The organism is Pseudomonas bharatica CSV86 (assembly GCF_000319305.2).
In the GTDB taxonomy this organism is placed as follows: domain Bacteria; phylum Pseudomonadota; class Gammaproteobacteria; order Pseudomonadales; family Pseudomonadaceae; genus Aquipseudomonas; species Aquipseudomonas bharatica.
The window spans coordinates 107,266-125,545 of sequence record NZ_AMWJ02000004.1 but is presented as its reverse complement, the minus strand read 5'-3'; the positions used below and the strand labels follow the sequence as shown (position 1 = coordinate 125,545).

The window sequence follows — 18,280 nt, the reverse complement described above, 5'->3', positions numbered from 1 at the left end:
GCAAGCTGGCCCCCTTTTATTTGCCGGTATTGCCCATGTCGGGGAAAACACTGCTCGCCGCCCTCACCCTCGCCCTTTGCGCTGCCGGGCTGTGGCTGGCCTATGACAACTTCCAGAGCCGCTACCGGCGCCCCTTCGACAACCAGACCGCGCTCTTCGCCGGCGACCACCTGCGCCTGCCGCCCGAACTTGCCGGCCCCGGCCCGATCCGCCTGGTGCACTTCTGGGACCCGGCCTGCCCATGCAACGTCGGCAACCAGCAGCACCTGGGCGAACTGATCGAACACTACGGCCCGCAGGGCGTGGCCTTCCATGTAGTGCAAAAGCCAGGCACCCACGGCCAGCTTCCCGCCAACCTGGGCGCACTGAAGCCCATCGCCAGCCTGCCCGGCGCCGACCACCTGCCGGCCAGCCCTGCCGTGGCGATCTGGGACAAGGAAGGCAACCTTGCCTACTTCGGACCCTACAGCGAAGGGGCGACCTGCAATGCCAGCAACAGCTTTATCGAACCGATTCTGCAGGCGCTGACCGAGGGCCGGCCGGTGAAGGTGACGCAAACGATGGCGGTGGGGTGTTATTGCCAGTGGGCAAGATGAAATAAAGCGAAATAAATGAGACCCCCTCTATAGTTATTTACAGCACCTAGAAAAATCAGAAAACTAAATTTTTGCGCATACATGGAGAAGGAGCTACCTGTATGCGACAGCAAAATTCAACTTCTTTACCTGCAGTAACGATCACTGCGACGCACCCCGACAATAACTCGGGCCATATTTCATCAGAAATAACGCGCTGGGAACATGAAACAATCCCTGGGGCCCATTATCTTTCACGATTCCAGCCAGGATCACTGATAATCGAAATCGTCACAGACCACGACGCAGACAAGACTCAAGTCGAAGAGGAATACTTCCAACAAAACAAAGACCTTACATCCAGCCTGGATGACACACTAAAAAAAATGACTCCACCGCCTCACGGACTTTCAGAACTTGAGGTAATAGGAAACAAGCTCACGGCCGCGCGCGATCTGCTTGCACAAAAGCAAAATGCTTTGACCAACGCCAGGAAAACCGCTCTGGATTTTTTTGGAACAGATCCCATAGATAAAAATTTTGTAGACTATCTAAGAACTGCCAACCGTCCAAAGGATACCAGAAACCCTAGAGAGGCATGGCTTTCATCCTATAAGGCAGCTTATGAAGCGCGCCTGCTCGAGAGCTCAATCGCTCAGCTTGGCCTTCGCGTAAAAAGCCTTGCTCTTGCCCATAGGCACGCTCAAGACCCAACAACAAAAAAGTCCTACCCGCTGGAACAAAACGTAAAATCAGTTGAGTTAGAGTCAACCAAGCTTGAGTCGGCAAAAAATGATTACGAGATTGCAATCGATACTCTAAGAGCACAGATCGAAAGTGCTAACACCAGTCTGATCAGTGCGACAGCACCGATGCCTTCTCTGTCCTCAAAACAAATTGAGCAGATAGCCTCGGATATATCCCAAGCGAAATCCGAAGTCACCAATGCTCGACAACGTGAAAGCGGCCATGCAAAAACGCTCGAACTCCAAACTCAACTATTAGATTCAGAAATTGTCTTTGCCTTGCATGCGCGTGTATCGAGAGAAAAGAGAAATTCAGCTGAAGCGGCCTTAATTTCAGCGACAAAAAAACTTTCCGAGCTTGAGTCGAGCAGAGAAGCCAACGACAGACTGGTCGAAAAATATATAGCGCAAGCTAATTCAGTAATCACAGCTGCATATGCGGAGCTGATACGCCTCGAGTTCGCATCCAAAGAAGACCGAACGGGAAATTCCGTGGTCTTTTCCCTCAGCACGGCAGCCATCGCCCACCCGCATCTAATAACGTTGGCCGCCTCCTCTGTTGTAAACCCTGCCGATTTGCAAGTTGCCCTCAGAACTACCCTGCGGGCCATTAAAAAATACATAAAAGGGCCGGCACGTGGAGTATTGGAGGTCGCCTCCATCCTGCTACTTTCTCTCAAGCTTGAACGAGATGAACCATATGGCCTAAGCATTCCCTTCACTGATCTGAACCTTAGCGTCGACTGGAAAGAAGTACTGAGCCAAATCGAAGAAGATTTTCCTCTGCCGATGCGACTGATCTCTGAATGGAACAAAGAAGAAACTCATTTACGGTTAATTTCTACCGGAATTGATGGCATCCCGGAACGAGTACCTGTACGAACAGCCATATGGGATAGCGAGCACGGCGCCTATCGTTTCACAAGCGAAGGGCCGGACCCAATTACTATTTACTGGCTACCTCAGGCTGGTACGCCCGAAAACTCTACATCGCTCCCAATCGAAACTCAGCCCGATGGGCTCTACCCCGGAGTCATCAGCACGCCTGCTCCTCTCGGTCTATTACCGCTGCCTGCCGAGGGTGATGCTCACTTCAATGACTACATAGTTACATTTCCGACGGACTCAGGGCTTGAGCCGGTCTACGTCATGTTCAAGGATCCTCGGGATTACGCCGGGGTAGCAACAGGGAACGGTCAATCCGTCTCGGGGCTCTGGCTCGGGACAGCAGATACTCGGGAGGGCTCGCCAATACCGTCACGCATCGCCGACCAGTTAAGGGGGCTAACCTTCAGTAACTGGGATCGAATGCGTGAGGCCATCTGGAAAGCGGTTGCTGCTGATACGGAGCTGAGTCAGCAGTTTATTCCTTCAAATCTGCAAAGAATGCGAGAAGGCGGTGCGCCGAAATCAGCTGCGTCAGGACACAACAAGTCAAAGAAATCTTTCGAGCTACATCACGTTCATCAGATTGCCAAAGGGGGCGCGGTATATGACATTGACAACATTGTGGTGATGACTCCGAAACAACATGCCGAAATCCACAGCGGGAAAAACAACCAATGAATGTCAAACAGAAACTTGAAGAGTATACGGAAGCTGAATTCGTCCAGCTGGTGGGTGAGTTTTTCGAAAACCGCTCAGGCTTGCATGGAAAAGCATTCATCGACTACCAGGACTACCTCTCGGACGAGTTCGAACGCTTGACCGAACATCCTGCAAAATCGGATCTCATCTACTATCCGGAAGAAGGGCACAGCGTAACCCCTCAATCGATCGTCAATCACGTCAAGGAATGGCGCGCAGCCAACGGCAAGCCTGGCTTCAAGTCCACCTGACCCGAGAGCGACGCGTACCCTGTGGGAGCTGGCTTGCCAGCGATTTGGCCCGACCTGACAACATCGTTGCTCAAGCCGGCCTCATCGCTGGCAAGACCAGCTCCCACAGGGTTTTGAGCCAACCCTGGAATCAGGGTCCACCGCGGACACTGTGGGAGCTGGCTTGCCAGCGATTGCTATGGTGGATTCACCACTGCTATCGCTGGCAAGCCAGCTCCCACAGGTTACGCGTCCACCCTTCTACTGCGCTCGGGCAGGGTTACCCATCACCGTCGCCCCCGCCGGCACATCCCGGGTTACCACGCTGCCTGCACCGATGATCGCATCATCCCCCACCGTCACTCCGGGCAGGATGATCGCCCCGCCACCAATCCAGACATTCCTGCCGATCTTCACCGGCTTCCCGCTCTCCAGGCCGCTGCGCCGCACCACCGGATCGCGCGGGTGGTCCGCCCCGTAGATCTGCACCGCCGGCCCGATCTGGCAGTCGTCGCCGATGCTCACGCTGCAAATGTCGAGAATCACGCAGTTGAAGTTGATGAACACATTGGCGCCGATCTCGATGTTGTAGCCGTAGTCGCAGTAGAACGGCGGGCGGATCACCGCGCCGGGGCCGACCCTGGCGAAGTGTTCCACCAGCATGGCGTGCCGCTGCTCGTTGAGCAGGTCGGCGGAGTCGTTGTAGCGCTGCATCCAGTGCTTGTTGGCGATCTGTTCGGCTTGCAGCTCCGGGCACGTCGCGCGATACAGCTGTCCGGTCAGCATCTTGTGTTTTTCACTGATGTCCATTGGCCCTCACTCCTGGCTGATCTCTCGGCTGGCAAAGTCTATCCTCTGTCCGATCATGACCGACTCGCTGGCTGAAAGATTCCCCAAGGAGCTTCGATGAAACGCCGCCTTACCCTTCTCGCCGTTGCCATAGCCGTTGCGGCAGCCGGCGCCGGTTATCTGTATGTGCAAGGCAAGCAGCCGCAACGTGACGGCGAAGTCGCCCTGGCGAAGCTCCAGGCGCCGGTCAGCGTGCGCTACGACGAACGCGGCGTGCCGCATATCCAGGCGCAGAACGAGAGCGACCTGTATCGCGTCCTGGGCTACGTGCACGCCCAGGACCGCCTGTTCCAGATGGAGATCACCCGGCGCCTGGCCAAGGGCGAGCTGGCCGAGGTGCTGGGACCTAAGATGGTCGCCACCGACATCCTGTTCCGCAGCCTGCGCATCGGCGAACAGGCGCAGGTGATGGTCGATCGGCAGGACAAGCAGTCACCCGCCTGGAACGCCCTGCAGGCCTACCTCGAAGGCGTAAACGCCTGGCAGGACACGCATCCGCAGCCGATCGAATTCGACGTGCTGGGCATCACCCCACGCCCCTTCACCGCCCAGGACACCCTGAGCATCGCCGGCTTCATGGCCTACAGCTTTGCCGCCGCGTTCCGTACCGAACCGCTGCTGACATTCGTGCGCGACCATCTCGGCGGCGAGTACCTGAAGGTCTTCGATCTCGATTGGCATCCCGACGGCATGCTGCAACACCCGCCTGCTTTGGTCGATGCCGACTGGAAAACCCTGGGCCGACTGGCGACGCTCAGCCAACAGGCCTTGAGCGAGGCCGGCCTGCCGCAGTTCGAAGGCAGCAACGCCTGGGCCGTCAGCGGCAGCCGTACCCGCAGTGGCAAGCCGTTGCTGGCCGGCGATCCGCATATCCGTTTTTCGGTCCCGGCAGTGTGGTACGAGGCCGAGCTGTCGGCACCGGGCTTCCATCTGTACGGCTACCACCAGGCGCTCAACCCCTTCGCTTCCCTCGGGCACAACCGCGAGTTCGGCTGGAGCCTGACCATGTTCCAGAACGACGACGTCGACCTGATCGCCGAAAAGGTAAACCCGGACAACCCCGGACAGGTCATGGTCCACGGCCAGTGGCAGGAGCTGGTCCGCAGCGAGCAGCAGATCAAGGTCAAGGGCGAGCCAACGCAGGCGGTCACCCTGCTGCGCTCGCCCCATGGCCCGATCGTCAACAAGGTACTGGGCGAAGACGCCGGGCCGACACCGGTCGCCATGTGGTGGGCCTTCCTTGAAAGCGAGAATCCGATCCTCGATGGCTTCTACGAGGTCAACCGCGCCAGCACCCTGGAGGCCATGCGCAGCGCCGTGCAGAAGGTCCAGGCACCGGGGCTGAACTTCGTCTGGGCCAACGCCCGTGGCGATATCGGCTGGTGGGCGGCGGCGGCCCTGCCGATCCGGCCGGACGGGGTCAACCCGGCCTTCATTCTCGACGGCAGCAGCGGCGAGGCGGACAAGTCCGGTTTCTACCCGTTCAGCGTCAACCCACAGTCGGAGAACCCGGCCAGCGGTTATATCGTCTCGGCCAACTTCCAGCCGCTATCGCCCACCGGCGTGCCGATTCCCGGCTATTACAACCTGCCGGACCGCGGTCGCGAGCTCGACCGGCAACTCGCAAACAACCAGGTGAAATGGGACCTGCAGAACAGCCAGGCGCTGCAACTGGGCACCACCACCGATTACGGCCCGCGTACCCTTGGCCCGCTGTTGCCGGTGCTGCGCCAGGTGGTGCAGGACGCCCGGGGCCGCGAGCTGGTGGAGCAACTGGCGGCCTGGCGCGGCGACTATCCGCTGGATTCGGTCAATGCCACGCTGTTCAACCAGTTCCTCTACGAGCTGGCCTACGCAGCGATGCACGATGAACTGGGCGATGCCTGGTTCCAGGCGCTGATCTCGACCCGGGTGCTCGACGATGCCCTGCCGCGCCTGGCAGCGGATGTCGATTCCCCCTGGTGGGACACCCAGGGCAGCAGCGAACGCGGCAGCCGCGCGGCGGTGGTCAAGCACGCCTGGGACAGGACCGTGGCGCATCTGGGCGAAACCCTTGGCAAGGATCCGGCGGGCTGGCAGTGGGGCAAGGCACATACCCTGACCCACGGGCATCCGCTGGGCATGCAGAAACCCTTGGACAGGCTGTTCAATGTCGGACCATTCGCGGCGCCGGGAACCCACGAAGTGCCGAACAACCTGTCGGCGAAGATCGGCCCGGCGCCATGGCCGGTGAACTACGGGCCGTCCACGCGGCGCCTGATCGATTTCGCAGATGCCGGGACAGCGCTGAGCATCAACCCGGTCGGGCAAAGCGGGGTGTTGTTCGATCGGCATTATGGGGATCAGGCCAGGCCCTATATCGAAGGGCGGTACCAGAGGGCCTGGCTGGGGTTGGCCGGGGAGACCGAGGGGACGTTGAGGTTGGTGCCAAGCAAGTAGATTTGTTTTGGGTTTGAGGGCCTCATCGCTGGCAAGCCAGCTCCCACAAGGACCTGTGGGAGCTGGCTTGCCAGCGATGAGGCCTTCAAGGCCTCAGATCAAGCCTGAGCCGGACGCCGCACTTCAGGCTGCTTCCAGCCATCCGCCGCGGCTTCCTCGATGGCCTGCTGGATCGCGCGTTTGCGGCGCTCTTCGGCACGGCGGCTGAAGTACCAGACCAGGAAGGTCGCCAGCGATACCGCCAGCAGGATCAGGCTGGCCACGGCGTTGATTTCCGGCTTCACGCCCAGGCGCACGGCCGAGAACACTTCCATCGGCAGGGTGGTGGAGCCCGGGCCGGATACGAAGCTGGCCAGTACCAAGTCATCCAGCGACAGGGCGAAGGACATCATGCCGCCCGCCGCCAGCGACGGCGCGATCATCGGGATGGTGATCAGGAAGAACACCTTCCATGGCCGTGCACCGAGGTCCATGGCCGCTTCTTCGATGGACAGGTCCAGCTCGCGCAAGCGAGCCGACACCACCACGGCTACGTAAGCTGCGCAGAACGTCGTGTGGGCGATCCAGATGGTGACGATGCCACGCTCCTGCGGCCAGCCGATCATCTGCGCCATGGCCACGAACAGCAGCAACAGCGACAGACCGGTAATGACCTCGGGCATGACCAGCGGCGCGGTGACCAGACCGCCGAACAGGGTACGGCCCTTGAAGCGGGTGACCCGGGTCAGCACGAACGCGGCCAGGGTACCCAGCGCCACTGCGGCGACCGCCGTGTAGCAGGCGATCTCCAACGAGCGCATCACCGAACCCATCAGTTGGGTGTTGTCGAGCAGGCCGACATACCACTTCACCGACCAGCCGCCCCAGACCGTCACCAGCTTGGAGGCGTTGAACGAGTAGATCACCAGGATCAGCATCGGCAGGTAGATGAACAGCAGGCCGAGGACCAGCATTACATTGGAAAATCCGACGCGCTTCATGCCCGGCCCTCCATCTCTTTCGCCTGGCTGCGGTTGAACAGCAGGATCGGCACGATCAGGATCGCCAGCATCACTACCGCCAGGGCCGAGGCCACCGGCCAGTCACGGTTGTTGAAGAATTCCTGCCACAGCACCTTGCCGATCATCAGGGTTTCCGGGCCGCCCAGCAGTTCAGGAATGACGAACTCGCCCACTACCGGGATGAACACCAGCATGCAGCCGGCGATGATGCCGTTCTTCGACAGCGGCACGGTGATCTTCCAGAAGCTGTTGAAACGGCTCGAACCCAGGTCGGATGCGGCTTCCAGCAGGCTTTGGTCGTGTTTCACCAGGTTGGCGAACAGCGGCAGGATCATGAACGGCAGGTACGAATAGACCACGCCGATATACACCGCCAGGTTGGTGTTGAGGATCTGCAGCGGTTGGTCGATCAGCCCCAGCCACATCAGGAAGGCATTGAGCAGGCCGTTGTTGCTGAGGATGCCCATCCAGGCATAGACGCGGATCAGGATCGCGGTCCAGGTCGGCATCATGATCAACAGCAGCAGGACGGTCTGGATGTCCTTGCGCGCGTTGGCGATGGCGTAGGCCATCGGGTAGCCGATCAGCAGGCAGAGGATGGTGCTGAAGAAGGCCATCTTCAACGAGCCCAGGTAGGCCGAGATATACAGCTCGTCCTGGGTCAACAGGCCATAGTTGGCCAGGTTGAGCACCACCTGGATCTTGTCCTCGACGTAGCTGTAGATCTCCGTGTACGGCGGGATCGCTACGTCCGCCTCGGCGAAACTGATCTTCAGGACGATGAAGAACGGCAGCATGAAGAACAGGAACAGCCAGAGGAACGGGATCCCGATGACGACGTGGCGTCCCTCGGGCGTTACGCGGTTGAGTGCTCGCTTGAGCTTGCGCATGTTCATGAACGCAGTACCACGCCGCTGTCGTCTTCCCACCAGACGTAGACTTCGTCGCCCCAGGTCGGACGCGAGCCCTGGCGTTCGGCGTTGGCGACGAACGACTGGACGATCTTGCCGCTCGGCAGTTCGACGTAGAACACCGAGTGGCCGCCCAGGTAGGCGATGTCGTGGACCTTGCCGCGCGACCAGTTGTATTCGCAGGTCGGCTGTTGCGCGGTGACCAGCAGTTTCTCCGGACGCAGCGCGTAGGTGATGTGCTTGTCTTCCACCGAGGTGGTGATGCCGTGGCCGACGTAGATCGGACGCTCCAGCTCGGGGCTGGCGATCAGCGCGTGGCCTTCGGCGTCGTCGACCACTTCACCCTCGAACAGGTTGACGTTGCCGATGAATTCGCAGACCAGGCGGCTGGTCGGGGTCTCGTAGACGTCAATCGGGCTGCCGATCTGGGCGATCCAGCCCAGGTGCATGATGGCGATGCGCTGGGCCATGGTCATGGCCTCTTCCTGGTCGTGGGTAACCATCACGCAGGTCACGCCGACCCGCTCGATGATTTCCACCAGTTCCAGCTGCATCTGCGAGCGCAGTTTCTTGTCCAGCGCCCCCATGGGTTCATCGAGCAGCAGCAACTTCGGCCGCTTGGCCAGGGAGCGGGCCAGGGCCACGCGCTGGCGCTGGCCGCCGGAAAGCTGGTGCGGCTTGCGCTTGGCGTACTGGGTCATGTGCACCAGCTTGAGCATCTCGGCCACCCGGGCCTCGATCTCGGCCTTGGGCATCTTGTCCTGCTGCAGGCCGAAGGCGATGTTCTGCGCCACGGTCATGTGCGGGAACAGCGCGTAGGACTGGAACATCATGTTGATCGGCCGCTCGTAGGGCGGCATGTCGGTGATATCGACGCCATCGAGGAAAATCCGCCCTTCGGTCGGACGCTCGAAACCGGCCAGCATGCGCAGCAGGGTCGATTTACCCGAGCCGGAGCCGCCGAGCAGGGCGAAGATCTCGCCTTTCCTGATTTCGAGGGAGACATCGTCCACCGCGACGGTTTCGTCGAACTTCTTCGTGACCCGATCGATCTTGACCAGCACCTGCTTGGGTTGCTGGTCGCCTTCGAGGGCTTTCTTGTAGGCGCCGGAGGCAACTGCCATGTGTGAAACTCCCAACAGAATGTTCTGCACCCGCCCCTGCCGTGGCGGGTCCGGATTTATTATTTGCCCGACTTGACCTTGGTCCAGATGCGGGTCATCAAACGCTGCACTTTGGGCGGCAATTCGGAATTGACGTACAGCTTGTCGATCACTTCCTGCGGTGGGTAAACCGCCGGATCCTTGCGGACATCCTGGTCCATCAGCTCGCCAGCCCTGGGGTTCGGGTTGGCGTAACCAACGTAATCGCTGACCTGGGCGATAACCCCGGGTTCAAGCAGATAGTTGATGAAGGCATGGGCCTCCTTGACGTTGCCGGCATCCTTGGGGATGGCCAGCATGTCGAACCAGAGGTTGCCGCCTTCCTTGGGAATCACATAAGCCACGTCCACGCCCTTGCCGGCCTCTTCGGCGCGGGCCTTGGCCTGGAAGACATCGCCGGAGAAGCCGGCGGCCACGCAGATATCGCCATTGGCCAGGTCGGAGATGTACTTGGAGGAGTGGAAGTAGGTCACGTAGGGGCGAATGGCGAGGAGCTTGTCCTCGGCCTTTTTGTAGTCCTTGGGGTCCTGGCTGTTGGGGTCGAGGCCCAGGTAGTTGAGCATCGCCGGGAGCATCTCGTCCGCCGAGTCGAGGAAGGCGACGCCGCAGCTGGACAGCTTCTTGATGTTCTCGGGCTCGAACAGCGTGGCCCAGGAATCGATCTTGTCGGTGCCGAGCACTGCCTTGACCTTCTCGACGTTGTAGCCGATGCCATTGGTACCCCAAAGGTACGGCACCGCATACTGGTTGCCCGGGTCGTTACGCTCGAGGCGCTTGAGCAGGGCCGGGTCGAGGTTGTTCCAGTTCGGCAGCTGGGCACGGTCGAGCTTCTGGAATGCGCCCGCCTTGATCTGCTTGCCGAGGAAATGGTTGGACGGCACCACCACGTCATAGCCGGTGCGACCGGCCAGCAGCTTGCCTTCCAGGGTTTCGTTGGAATCGAAAACGTCATACTTCGGCTTGATGCCGGTTTTCGCTTCGAAGTCCGCGAGGGTGGTCTGGCCGATGTAGTCCGACCAGTTGTAGATATGCACCGTGGGCGCCGCTTGGACGCTGCAAGCCAGCGTCAGACCCGCTCCAGCCATGACAGCCTTGCGAAACATGGAAATAGACAAGTGGGAGGCCCTCTACATTTAGTGCTCGTGTGGCGAACGGCAGTCCTGACTGCCGGATCACCGAACCGGCGCGCAACTTACCTGCGATACACCCATCCAGCAAAAAAAATTGTGTTACCCGCTCAAGGACGCGGCTTGCGCCGCGCCCCTGGCCCAGGTCGGCTTACTTGCCCGACTTGATCTTGGTCCAGCTGCGGGTGATCAAACGCAGGGTGGTGGCATCCTGGTCGGCGATCGCGTACAGCTGTTTCTTCACTTCATCCGACGGGTAGATGCTCGGATCGCTGGTGATGTCCTTGTCCACCAGCGGGGTCGCCGCCTTGTTGCCGTTCGGGAAGCGCACGGCGTTGGTGATCTCGGCCATGATTTCCGGCTGCTGCAGGAAATTCATCCACTTGTAGGCGGCTTCGACGTTCTCGGCATCCTTCGGAATGGCGACCATGTCGTAGAAGGTACCGGCGCCTTCCTTCGGAATCACGTAGTCCAGCTTGACCTTGTCGCCGGCCTCGTGGGCGCGGGCCTTGGACTGCTCCAGGTCACCCGAGTAGCCCACGGCCACGCAGATGTTGCCGTTGGCCAGGTCCGAGATGTACTTGGAGGAGTGGAAGTAGGTGACCGACGGACGAATGCTCAGGAACAGCTTTTCGGCGGCCTGCAGATCAGCCTTGTCCTTGCTCGCGGTCGGCTTGCCCAGGTAGTGCAGCGCGGCCGGGATCATCTCGGTCGGGGCATCGAGGAAGCTCACGCCGCAGCTCTTGAGCTTGGCGATATTCTCGGGCTTGAACACCACGTCCCAGGAGTCGATCTTGTCGATGCCCAGCGCGGCCTTGACCTTCTCCGGGTTGTAGCCGATGCCGATGCTGCCCCACATGTACGGGAAGGCGTATTTGTTGCCCGGGTCGCTGGCGTCACCGACGGCCTTGAGCAGGTCTTCGTCGAGGTTCTTCCAGTTGGGCAGCTTGGACTTGTCCAGCTCCTGGTAAACGCCGGCCTTGATCTGCTTGGCCAGGAAGTTGTTCGACGGGACCACGATGTCGTAGCCGGACTTGCCGGCCAGCAGCTTGGCTTCGAGGGTTTCGTTGCTGTCGAAGACGTCGTAGACGACCTTGATGCCAGTCTGCTTTTCGAACTTGGCCACGGTATCCGGGGCGATGTAGTCGGACCAGTTGTAGACGTGGAGGACCTTGTCATCCGCGTGAGCGGTACCGACCAGCATCCCGAGGGATACGGCCAACAGCGTCTTGCCCATTTTCTTCATGCGTTAATGCTCCAGAATTTTTATAAAGCCATCTGTTCCGCGGCCTGCCCTGTCGGCGCCAGGGGAGCGACTGGAAACAGGCGCTAGTCTGGCAAGATCCAAGGCGTCCTTACAACGCCTTGGCATGCCGCAAAGCCACCATGCCAGCCTAGCACCTCGTTAGATCAGTGCTTCCAGGGTCAGGTCCAGGCATTTACGAGCTTTTTCAATCAGTTCATCGATCTCGTCACGGCTGATCACCAGCGGCGGCGCGATGATCATGGTGTCGCCCACGGCACGCATGATCAGGCCGTTGTCGAAGCAGAACTGCCGGCAGATCATGCCGACGGCCTTGCCTTCGTAGCGGCTGCGGGTTGCCTTGTCCTTGACCAGCTCGATCGCACCGAGCATGCCCAGGCCGCGCACTTCGCCCACCAGCGGGTGGTCGTTCAGCTCGCGCAGACGCTTCTGCAAATAGGGTGCCGTTTCCTCGCGAACCCGCTCGACGATCTTCTCTTCGCGCAGGATCCGCAGGTTTTCCAGGCCCACCGCCGCCGCTACCGGGTGGCCGGAATACGTGAAGCCGTGGTTGAAATCGCCGCCCTGGCTGACCACCTTCGCCACTTCGTCACGAACGATCACGCCGCCCATGGGGATGTAGCCGGAGGTCAGGCCCTTGGCGATGGTCATCAGGTCGGGCTTGAGGCCGTAGTAGTCGGAGCCGAACCACTCGCCGGTACGGCCGAAGCCGCAGATCACTTCGTCGGCGACGAACAGGATGTCGTAGCGGGCGAGGATTTCCTTGATCTTCGGCCAGTAGCTGTCCGGCGGAATGATCACGCCGCCAGCGCCCTGGATCGGCTCGGCGATGAAGGCCGCGACATTGTCGACCCCCAGTTCGAGGATCTTCTGCTCCAGTTGCTCGGCAGCCCAGATACCGAATTCTTCCGGGGACTTATCACCGCCCTCGCCGAACCAGTACGGCTGCGGGATATGCACGATGCCTGGGATCGGCAGGTCGCCCTGCTCGTGCATGCCGGACATGCCGCCGAGGCTGGCACCGGCCACGGTAGAGCCGTGGTAGCCATTGATACGGCCGATGATCACCTTCTTCTGCGGCTTGCCCTTGAGCGCCCAATAGTGGCGGACCATGCGCAGCACGGTGTCGTTGCCTTCGGAGCCGGAACCGGTGAAGAACACATGGCTCATGCCGGCCGGGGCCACTTCGGAGATGGCCTTGGCCAGTTCCAGGGCCGGCGGGTGAGCGGTCTGGAAGAACAGGTTGTAGTACGGCAGCTCGCGCATCTGCTTGCTGGCCGCTTCGGCCAGTTCCTCGCGTCCGTAGCCGACCGCCACGCACCACAATCCGGCCATGCCATCGAGGATCTTGTGGCCCTCGCTGTCCCACAGGTGCACGCCCTGCGCCTTGGTGATGATCCGCGGGCCCTTTTCCTGCAACTGTTTATAGTCGCTGAAGGGTGCCAGGTGATGATCACGGCTCAGGTCCTGCCACTCGCGGGTTTGCGGGTTCTTGACGCTCATGTGCTTCTCCGATTTCTGGCGGCCGCGCTCCTGCGGCCCCGGGGTTTATCAGACCGCGAACAGCAGGAACTCGCGTTCCCAGGAGCTGATCACGCGCTTGTAGTTTTCATGCTCGGCGCGTTTGGTCGCGACGTAGCCGGCGATGAATTTCTTGCCCAGGTAGGCTTCCAGCGCCCGGCAGTTTTCCATGCGTTCCAGGGCGTCCTCGATGGTCAGCGGCAAACGCAGGTTGCGTCGCTCGTAGCCACGCCCCTGGACCGGCGCGCTGGCGTTGACGCCTTCGACCATGCCGATATAGCCACACAGCAGGCTGGCCGCGATGGCCAGGTACGGGTTGGCGTCGGCACCCGGCAGACGGTTTTCCACGCGGCGGTTCTGCGGGCCGGCGTCCGGTACGCGCAGGCCGACGGTACGGTTTTCCTCGCCCCATTCGACGTTGACCGGCGCCGAAGTGTCGGGCAGGAAACGGCGGAACGAGTTGACGTTGGGCGCGAACAGCGGCAGCACTTCGGGGATGAACTTCTGCAGGCCACCGATGTGATAAAGGAACAGCTCGCTCATGCTGCCGTCTTCGTTGGAGAAGATGTTCTTCCCGGTGTTCACGTCGATGATGCTCTGGTGCAGGTGCATGGCGCTGCCAGGCTCGCCGGTCATGGGCTTGGCCATGAAGGTGGCGGCGACGTTGTGCTTGAGCGCGGCCTCGCGCATGGTGCGCTTGAACACCAGGATCTGGTCGGCCAGGGACAGGGCGTTGCCGTGACGGAAGTTGATCTCCATCTGGGCGGTGCCGTCCTCGTGGATCAGGGTGTCGAGGTCGAGGTTTTGCAGCTCGCACCAGTCATAGACGTCTTCGAACAGCGGGTCGAATTCGTTGGCGGCTTCGATGGAGAACGACTGGCGGCCGGTTTCCGGGCGGCCGGAACGACCAATCGGCGGTTGCAGCGGGAAATCCGGGTCTTCGCAGCGCTTGGTCAGGTAGAACTCCATCTCCGGCGCCACGATCGGCTGCCAGCCCTTGTCGGCGTAGAGCTTCAGCACCTTCTTCAACACGTTGCGCGGCGACAGCTCGACCGGATTGCCCTTCTTGTCGTAGGTGTCGTGGATGACCTGGGCGGTCGGCTCGATGGCCCACGGCACGAGGAATACCGCGTTTTCGTCGGGGCGGCAGACCATGTCGATATCGGCCGGGTCGAGCAACTGGTAATAGATATCGTCGTCGACGTAGTCACCGGTCACGGTCTGCAGCAAAACGCTCTCGGGCAGGCGCATGCCCTTTTCCGCGATGAACTTGTTGGTCGGCGAGATCTTGCCCCGGGTGATGCCGGTCAGGTCGCTGATCAGACATTCGACTTCGGTGATCTTGTGCTCTTTCAGCCAATCGGTGAGCTGGTCGAGATTGCTGCTACTCATACATACCTCGGGAGGTAAATGCCTGGACTATGGTCGGAACGCCCTTGGCAGGCCGTTTCCAGCATTCTGGATGCCCCGCGGGCCCAAAGCAAAAGGCGCGCAGGGAGAATGCGTCTCCGGCATCCATCGGAATGCGGGGGAGCCGACTATAGTCATGAATGGCAGTACGAGAGGGTGAATCTTTGGGGAATGCGACGCCCTGGCCGTCAACTATTTTGGCCGGCACCGGCGCTGCTCGCATGGCGCGCTCGCTGCTTGCGGAAATGGCGTACAGGCCTGCCCACGCTGGACAGCCGCTGTCGCCTATGATCGACAGGCGTAACATGTAACCCCCGGTATTATTGATGTTATGGGTTGCGACCGAGCTTAGCCTTGTTCATTTTTTTACACAACACCCCCGTAAAAAATAAAATACGGCTCTGTTGTGTGAAACCTCGGGCGACGAAAGCAGGCCTTGTCGCTGCCCTCAATTGCAGCAAAAATGCCGCAATGGCGCCCTTTTAGGGCATCATGGGCCTTGCTTGACTTCACTTCGGCTTTCCGATTGACTGGGGTCGCAAGCCCAGATTGATTGATATTTTTAACAACAAAGGTGTTGCATCATGTCGGTACCCCCGCGTGCCGTTCAGCTTAACGAAGCGAACGCGTTCCTTAAGGAACATCCTGAGGTTCTCTACGTTGACCTTCTGATTGCAGATATGAATGGTGTGGTGCGTGGCAAGCGCATCGAGCGCACCAGCCTCCACAAGGTTTACGAGAAAGGCATCAACCTGCCGGCCTCCCTCTTCGCATTGGATATCAACGGCTCCACGGTCGAGAGCACCGGCCTCGGCCTGGACATCGGCGACGCCGACCGGATCTGCTATCCAATCCCGGGCACCCTGTCCAACGAACCCTGGCAGAAGCGCCCGACCGCGCAACTGCTGATGACCATGCACGAACTCGAAGGCGAGCCCTTCTTCGCCGACCCGCGGGAAGTCCTGCGCCAGGTGGTGAGCAAGTTCGACGAACTGGGCCTGACCATCTGCGCCGCGTTCGAGCTGGAGTTCTACCTGATCGACCAGGAGAACGTGAACGGGCGTCCGCAGCCGCCGCGCTCGCCGATCTCCGGCAAACGCCCGCAATCGACCCAGGTCTACCTGATCGACGACCTCGACGAATACGTCGACTGCCTCCAGGACATCCTCGAAGGTGCGAAGGAACAAGGCATTCCCGCCGACGCCATCGTCAAGGAAAGCGCCCCGGCGCAGTTCGAGGTCAACCTGCACCATGTCGCCGACCCGCTGCGGGCCTGTGACTACGCGGTGCTGCTCAAGCGCCTGATCAAGAACATCGCCTACGACCATGAAATGGACACCACCTTCATGGCCAAGCCGTATCCAGGCCAGGCGGGTAATGGTCTGCATGTCCATATCTCGGTGCTGGACAAGGATGGCAAGAACATCTTTACCAGCGAGGATCCCGAGCAGAACGCCGCGCTGCGTCACGCGATCGGCGGTGTGCTCGAGACCCTGCCCGCGTCGATGGCGTTCCTCTGCCCGAACGTCAACTCGTACCGCCGTTTCGGTGCGCAGTTCTATGTGCCGAATGCGCCAAGCTGGGGCCTGGACAACCGCACCGTGGCCCTGCGCGTGCCGACCGGCACCGCCGATGCGGTACGCATCGAGCACCGCGTGGCCGGCGCCGACGCCAACCCGTACCTGCTGATGGCCGCCGTGCTGGCGGGCGTGCATCACGGCCTGACCAACAAGATCGAGCCAAGCAGCCCGGTGGAAGGCAACGCCTACGAACAGGTGGAGCAGAGCCTGCCGAACAACCTGCGCGACGCCCTGCGCGAGCTGGACGACAGCGAGATCCTCAACAAGTACATCGATCCGAAGTACATCGACATCTTCGTCGCGTGCAAGGAGAGTGAACTGGAGGAGTTCGAGCACTCGATCTCGGACCTTGAGTACAACTGGTATCTGCATACCGTGTAACTGAAAACGCCGCCTGAGAAGGCGGCGTTTCTTATGGCCTCATCGCTGCGGTGCGGCGGTCCGACAAGCCAGCTCCCACAGGTTTGGCGGTGCACGCGGTCCTGTGGGAGCTGGCTTGCCAGCGATGGGGCCCTAAAGCCTTACAAAGCTTTTTCGAAGATCTTCGAGTTCCGCTGGTAGTTGTACAGCGAAGCCCGCGCCGCCGGCAGCCTTTCAACCCCGCTCGGCACGAATCCGCGCTCCCTGAACCAGTGCGCCGTCCGGGTCGTCAGGACGAACAGCGTCTTCAACCCCAGCGCCCGCGCTCGTTCCTCGATTCGCTCCAGCAGGTCATCGCCGCGCCCGCCATGGCGATACTCCGGATTGACCGCCAGGCATGCCAGCTCGCCCGCATCGGAATCGGCGATCGGGTACAGCGCCGCACAGGCAATGATGTTGCTTTCGCGCTCCACCACGCTGAACTGCTCGATCTCGCGTTCCAGCACCTCGCGCGAGCGTCGCACCAGAATGCCCTGCTCTTCCAGCGGGCTGATCAGCTCCAGCAGGCCACCAACATCCTCGATCGCCGCTTCGCGCACCACCTCGAACTGCTCCTGGGCGACCAGCGTACCGCCACCGCCACGGGTGAACAGCTCGTTGAGCAGCGCGCCGTTCTCCACGTAGCTGACGATATGACTGCGCGCCACCCCGCCCCGGCAGGCCTCGGCGGCCGCGTCCAGCAGCTCGGCCTGGTAATCGCTGCCAAGACGCTCAAGGTGCGGCGCCACCTGTTGCGGACGGATCTCCTTCACCAGCTTGCCGGAAGCATCCAGCAGCCCCGGCTCGGCGCCGAACAGCAGCAGTTTGTCGGCACCCAGCTCGATGGCCGCCCGGGTAGCGACATCTTCGCAGGCGAGGTTGAAGATCTCGCCGGTCGGCGAATAGCCCAGCGGCGACAGCAGGACAATGGAGCGCTCGTCCAGCAGGCGGCCGATGCCCTTGCGGTCGACCCGGCGTACTTCGCCGGTATGGTGATAATCGACACCCTCGACCACACCGATAGGCCGCGCCGTCACCAGGTTGCCCGAGGCAACGCGCAGGCGCGCGCCCTGCATTGGCGAAGCGGCCATGTCCATCGACAGGCGAGCCTCGATGGCGATACGCAACTGCCCGACCGCATCGATCACGCATTCCAGCGTGGCGGCATCGGTGATGCGCAGGCCGTGGTGGTAGTGCGCGCTCAAGCCGCGGGCGGCCAGGCGGCTTTCGATTTGCGGGCGGGAGCCATGCACCAGCACGAGGCGAACCCCGAGGCTGTGCAGCAGCACGAGATCGTGGACGATATTGCCGAAGTTGGGGTGTTCGACCCCGTCTCCCGGGAGCATGACCACGAAGGTGCAGTCCCGGTGGGCATTGATGTAGGGAGAAGCGTGACGCAGCCAGTTGACGTATTCGGGCATGACCTGAGCCTGTAGAAAGTGAAACAAGGACGGAACGGCACACAGCGCTCGAGGGTT

The 18,280-nt window shown here is 60.9% G+C and carries 14 protein-coding genes; 5 read left to right on the top strand and 9 right to left on the bottom strand.

Features of this window, described 5'->3' with window-relative positions; all coding sequences use genetic code 11:
- The first annotated feature begins 35 nt into the window (after positions 1–35).
- From CSV86_RS27120 to CSV86_RS27110, 3 genes are all read left to right on the top strand, one after another.
- Positions 36–596, top strand: coding sequence for a DUF6436 domain-containing protein (locus tag CSV86_RS27120; protein ID WP_009395582.1), 561 nt, complete (start codon positions 36–38; stop codon positions 594–596).
- A 101-nt stretch (positions 597–697) separates the two neighbouring features.
- Positions 698–2,887: a pyocin-S2/colicin E7-DNase domain-containing protein gene (locus CSV86_RS27115; protein WP_080604710.1), complete on the top strand. Its 2,190-nt coding sequence runs from the start codon at positions 698–700 to the stop codon at positions 2,885–2,887.
- Positions 2,884–3,159, top strand: a complete 276-nt coding sequence (locus tag CSV86_RS27110) for a bacteriocin immunity protein (protein WP_009395586.1) — start codon at positions 2,884–2,886, stop codon at positions 3,157–3,159. Before CSV86_RS27115 ends, CSV86_RS27110 begins: the two co-directional genes overlap by 4 nt.
- Positions 3,160–3,399: 240 nt before the next feature.
- On the opposite strand, the gene CSV86_RS27105 is transcribed toward CSV86_RS27110, so the two are convergent.
- Entirely contained in the window at positions 3,400–3,948 is a 549-nt protein-coding gene (locus tag CSV86_RS27105) for a sugar O-acetyltransferase (RefSeq protein ID WP_009395587.1), read from the bottom strand.
- A gap of 96 nt (positions 3,949–4,044) precedes the next feature.
- Here CSV86_RS27105 and CSV86_RS27100 point away from each other — a divergent pair, with 96 nt between their 5' ends.
- On the top strand, positions 4,045–6,426 hold the full coding sequence (locus CSV86_RS27100) for a penicillin acylase family protein (RefSeq protein WP_009395589.1): 2,382 nt from the start codon (positions 4,045–4,047) through the stop codon (positions 6,424–6,426).
- Between the two features lie 98 nt (positions 6,427–6,524).
- Here the strand turns inward: CSV86_RS27100 and CSV86_RS27095 are convergent, their stop codons facing one another.
- The 7 genes from CSV86_RS27095 to CSV86_RS27065 all read right to left on the bottom strand — a co-directional run bounded on the left by CSV86_RS27095 (position 6,525) and on the right by CSV86_RS27065 (position 14,805).
- On the bottom strand, positions 6,525–7,406 hold the full coding sequence (locus tag CSV86_RS27095) for an ABC transporter permease subunit (protein ID WP_009395591.1): 882 nt from the start codon (positions 7,404–7,406) through the stop codon (positions 6,525–6,527).
- On the bottom strand, positions 7,403–8,323 hold the full coding sequence (locus CSV86_RS27090; RefSeq protein WP_009395593.1) for an ABC transporter permease subunit: 921 nt from the start codon (positions 8,321–8,323) through the stop codon (positions 7,403–7,405). The genes CSV86_RS27095 and CSV86_RS27090 overlap by 4 nt, the downstream gene beginning before the upstream one ends.
- Positions 8,320–9,462, bottom strand: a complete 1,143-nt coding sequence (gene potA / locus CSV86_RS27085) for a polyamine ABC transporter ATP-binding protein (protein WP_009395595.1) — start codon at positions 9,460–9,462, stop codon at positions 8,320–8,322. Before potA ends, CSV86_RS27090 begins: the two co-directional genes overlap by 4 nt.
- Before the next feature lie 59 nt (positions 9,463–9,521).
- Positions 9,522–10,616, bottom strand: coding sequence for a polyamine ABC transporter substrate-binding protein (locus CSV86_RS27080; protein ID WP_009395597.1), 1,095 nt, complete (start codon positions 10,614–10,616; stop codon positions 9,522–9,524).
- A gap of 163 nt (positions 10,617–10,779) precedes the next feature.
- The gene (locus CSV86_RS27075) at positions 10,780–11,874 is read right to left on the bottom strand and encodes a polyamine ABC transporter substrate-binding protein (protein WP_009395599.1); all 1,095 of its coding nucleotides are present in this window, start codon (positions 11,872–11,874) and stop codon (positions 10,780–10,782) included.
- 159 nt (positions 11,875–12,033) lie between these two features.
- On the bottom strand, positions 12,034–13,395 hold the full coding sequence (locus CSV86_RS27070; protein WP_009395600.1) for an aspartate aminotransferase family protein: 1,362 nt from the start codon (positions 13,393–13,395) through the stop codon (positions 12,034–12,036).
- Positions 13,396–13,443: 48 nt separating this feature from the next.
- Positions 13,444–14,805 carry a glutamine synthetase family protein gene (locus tag CSV86_RS27065; RefSeq protein WP_009395601.1) on the bottom strand — a complete coding sequence of 454 codons (1,362 nt, stop codon included), beginning with the start codon at positions 14,803–14,805 and terminating at the stop codon, positions 13,444–13,446.
- Positions 14,806–15,407: 602 nt separating this feature from the next.
- Here CSV86_RS27065 and CSV86_RS27060 point away from each other — a divergent pair.
- Entirely contained in the window at positions 15,408–16,784 is a 1,377-nt protein-coding gene (locus tag CSV86_RS27060; RefSeq protein WP_009395602.1) for a glutamine synthetase family protein, read from the top strand.
- A 140-nt stretch (positions 16,785–16,924) separates the two neighbouring features.
- On the opposite strand, the gene argA is transcribed toward CSV86_RS27060, so the two are convergent.
- A complete protein-coding gene (gene argA / locus CSV86_RS27055; RefSeq protein WP_009395603.1) occupies positions 16,925–18,223 on the bottom strand; it encodes an amino-acid N-acetyltransferase in 1,299 nt (432 codons plus the stop codon).
- Positions 18,224–18,280: the final 57 nt, after the last annotated feature.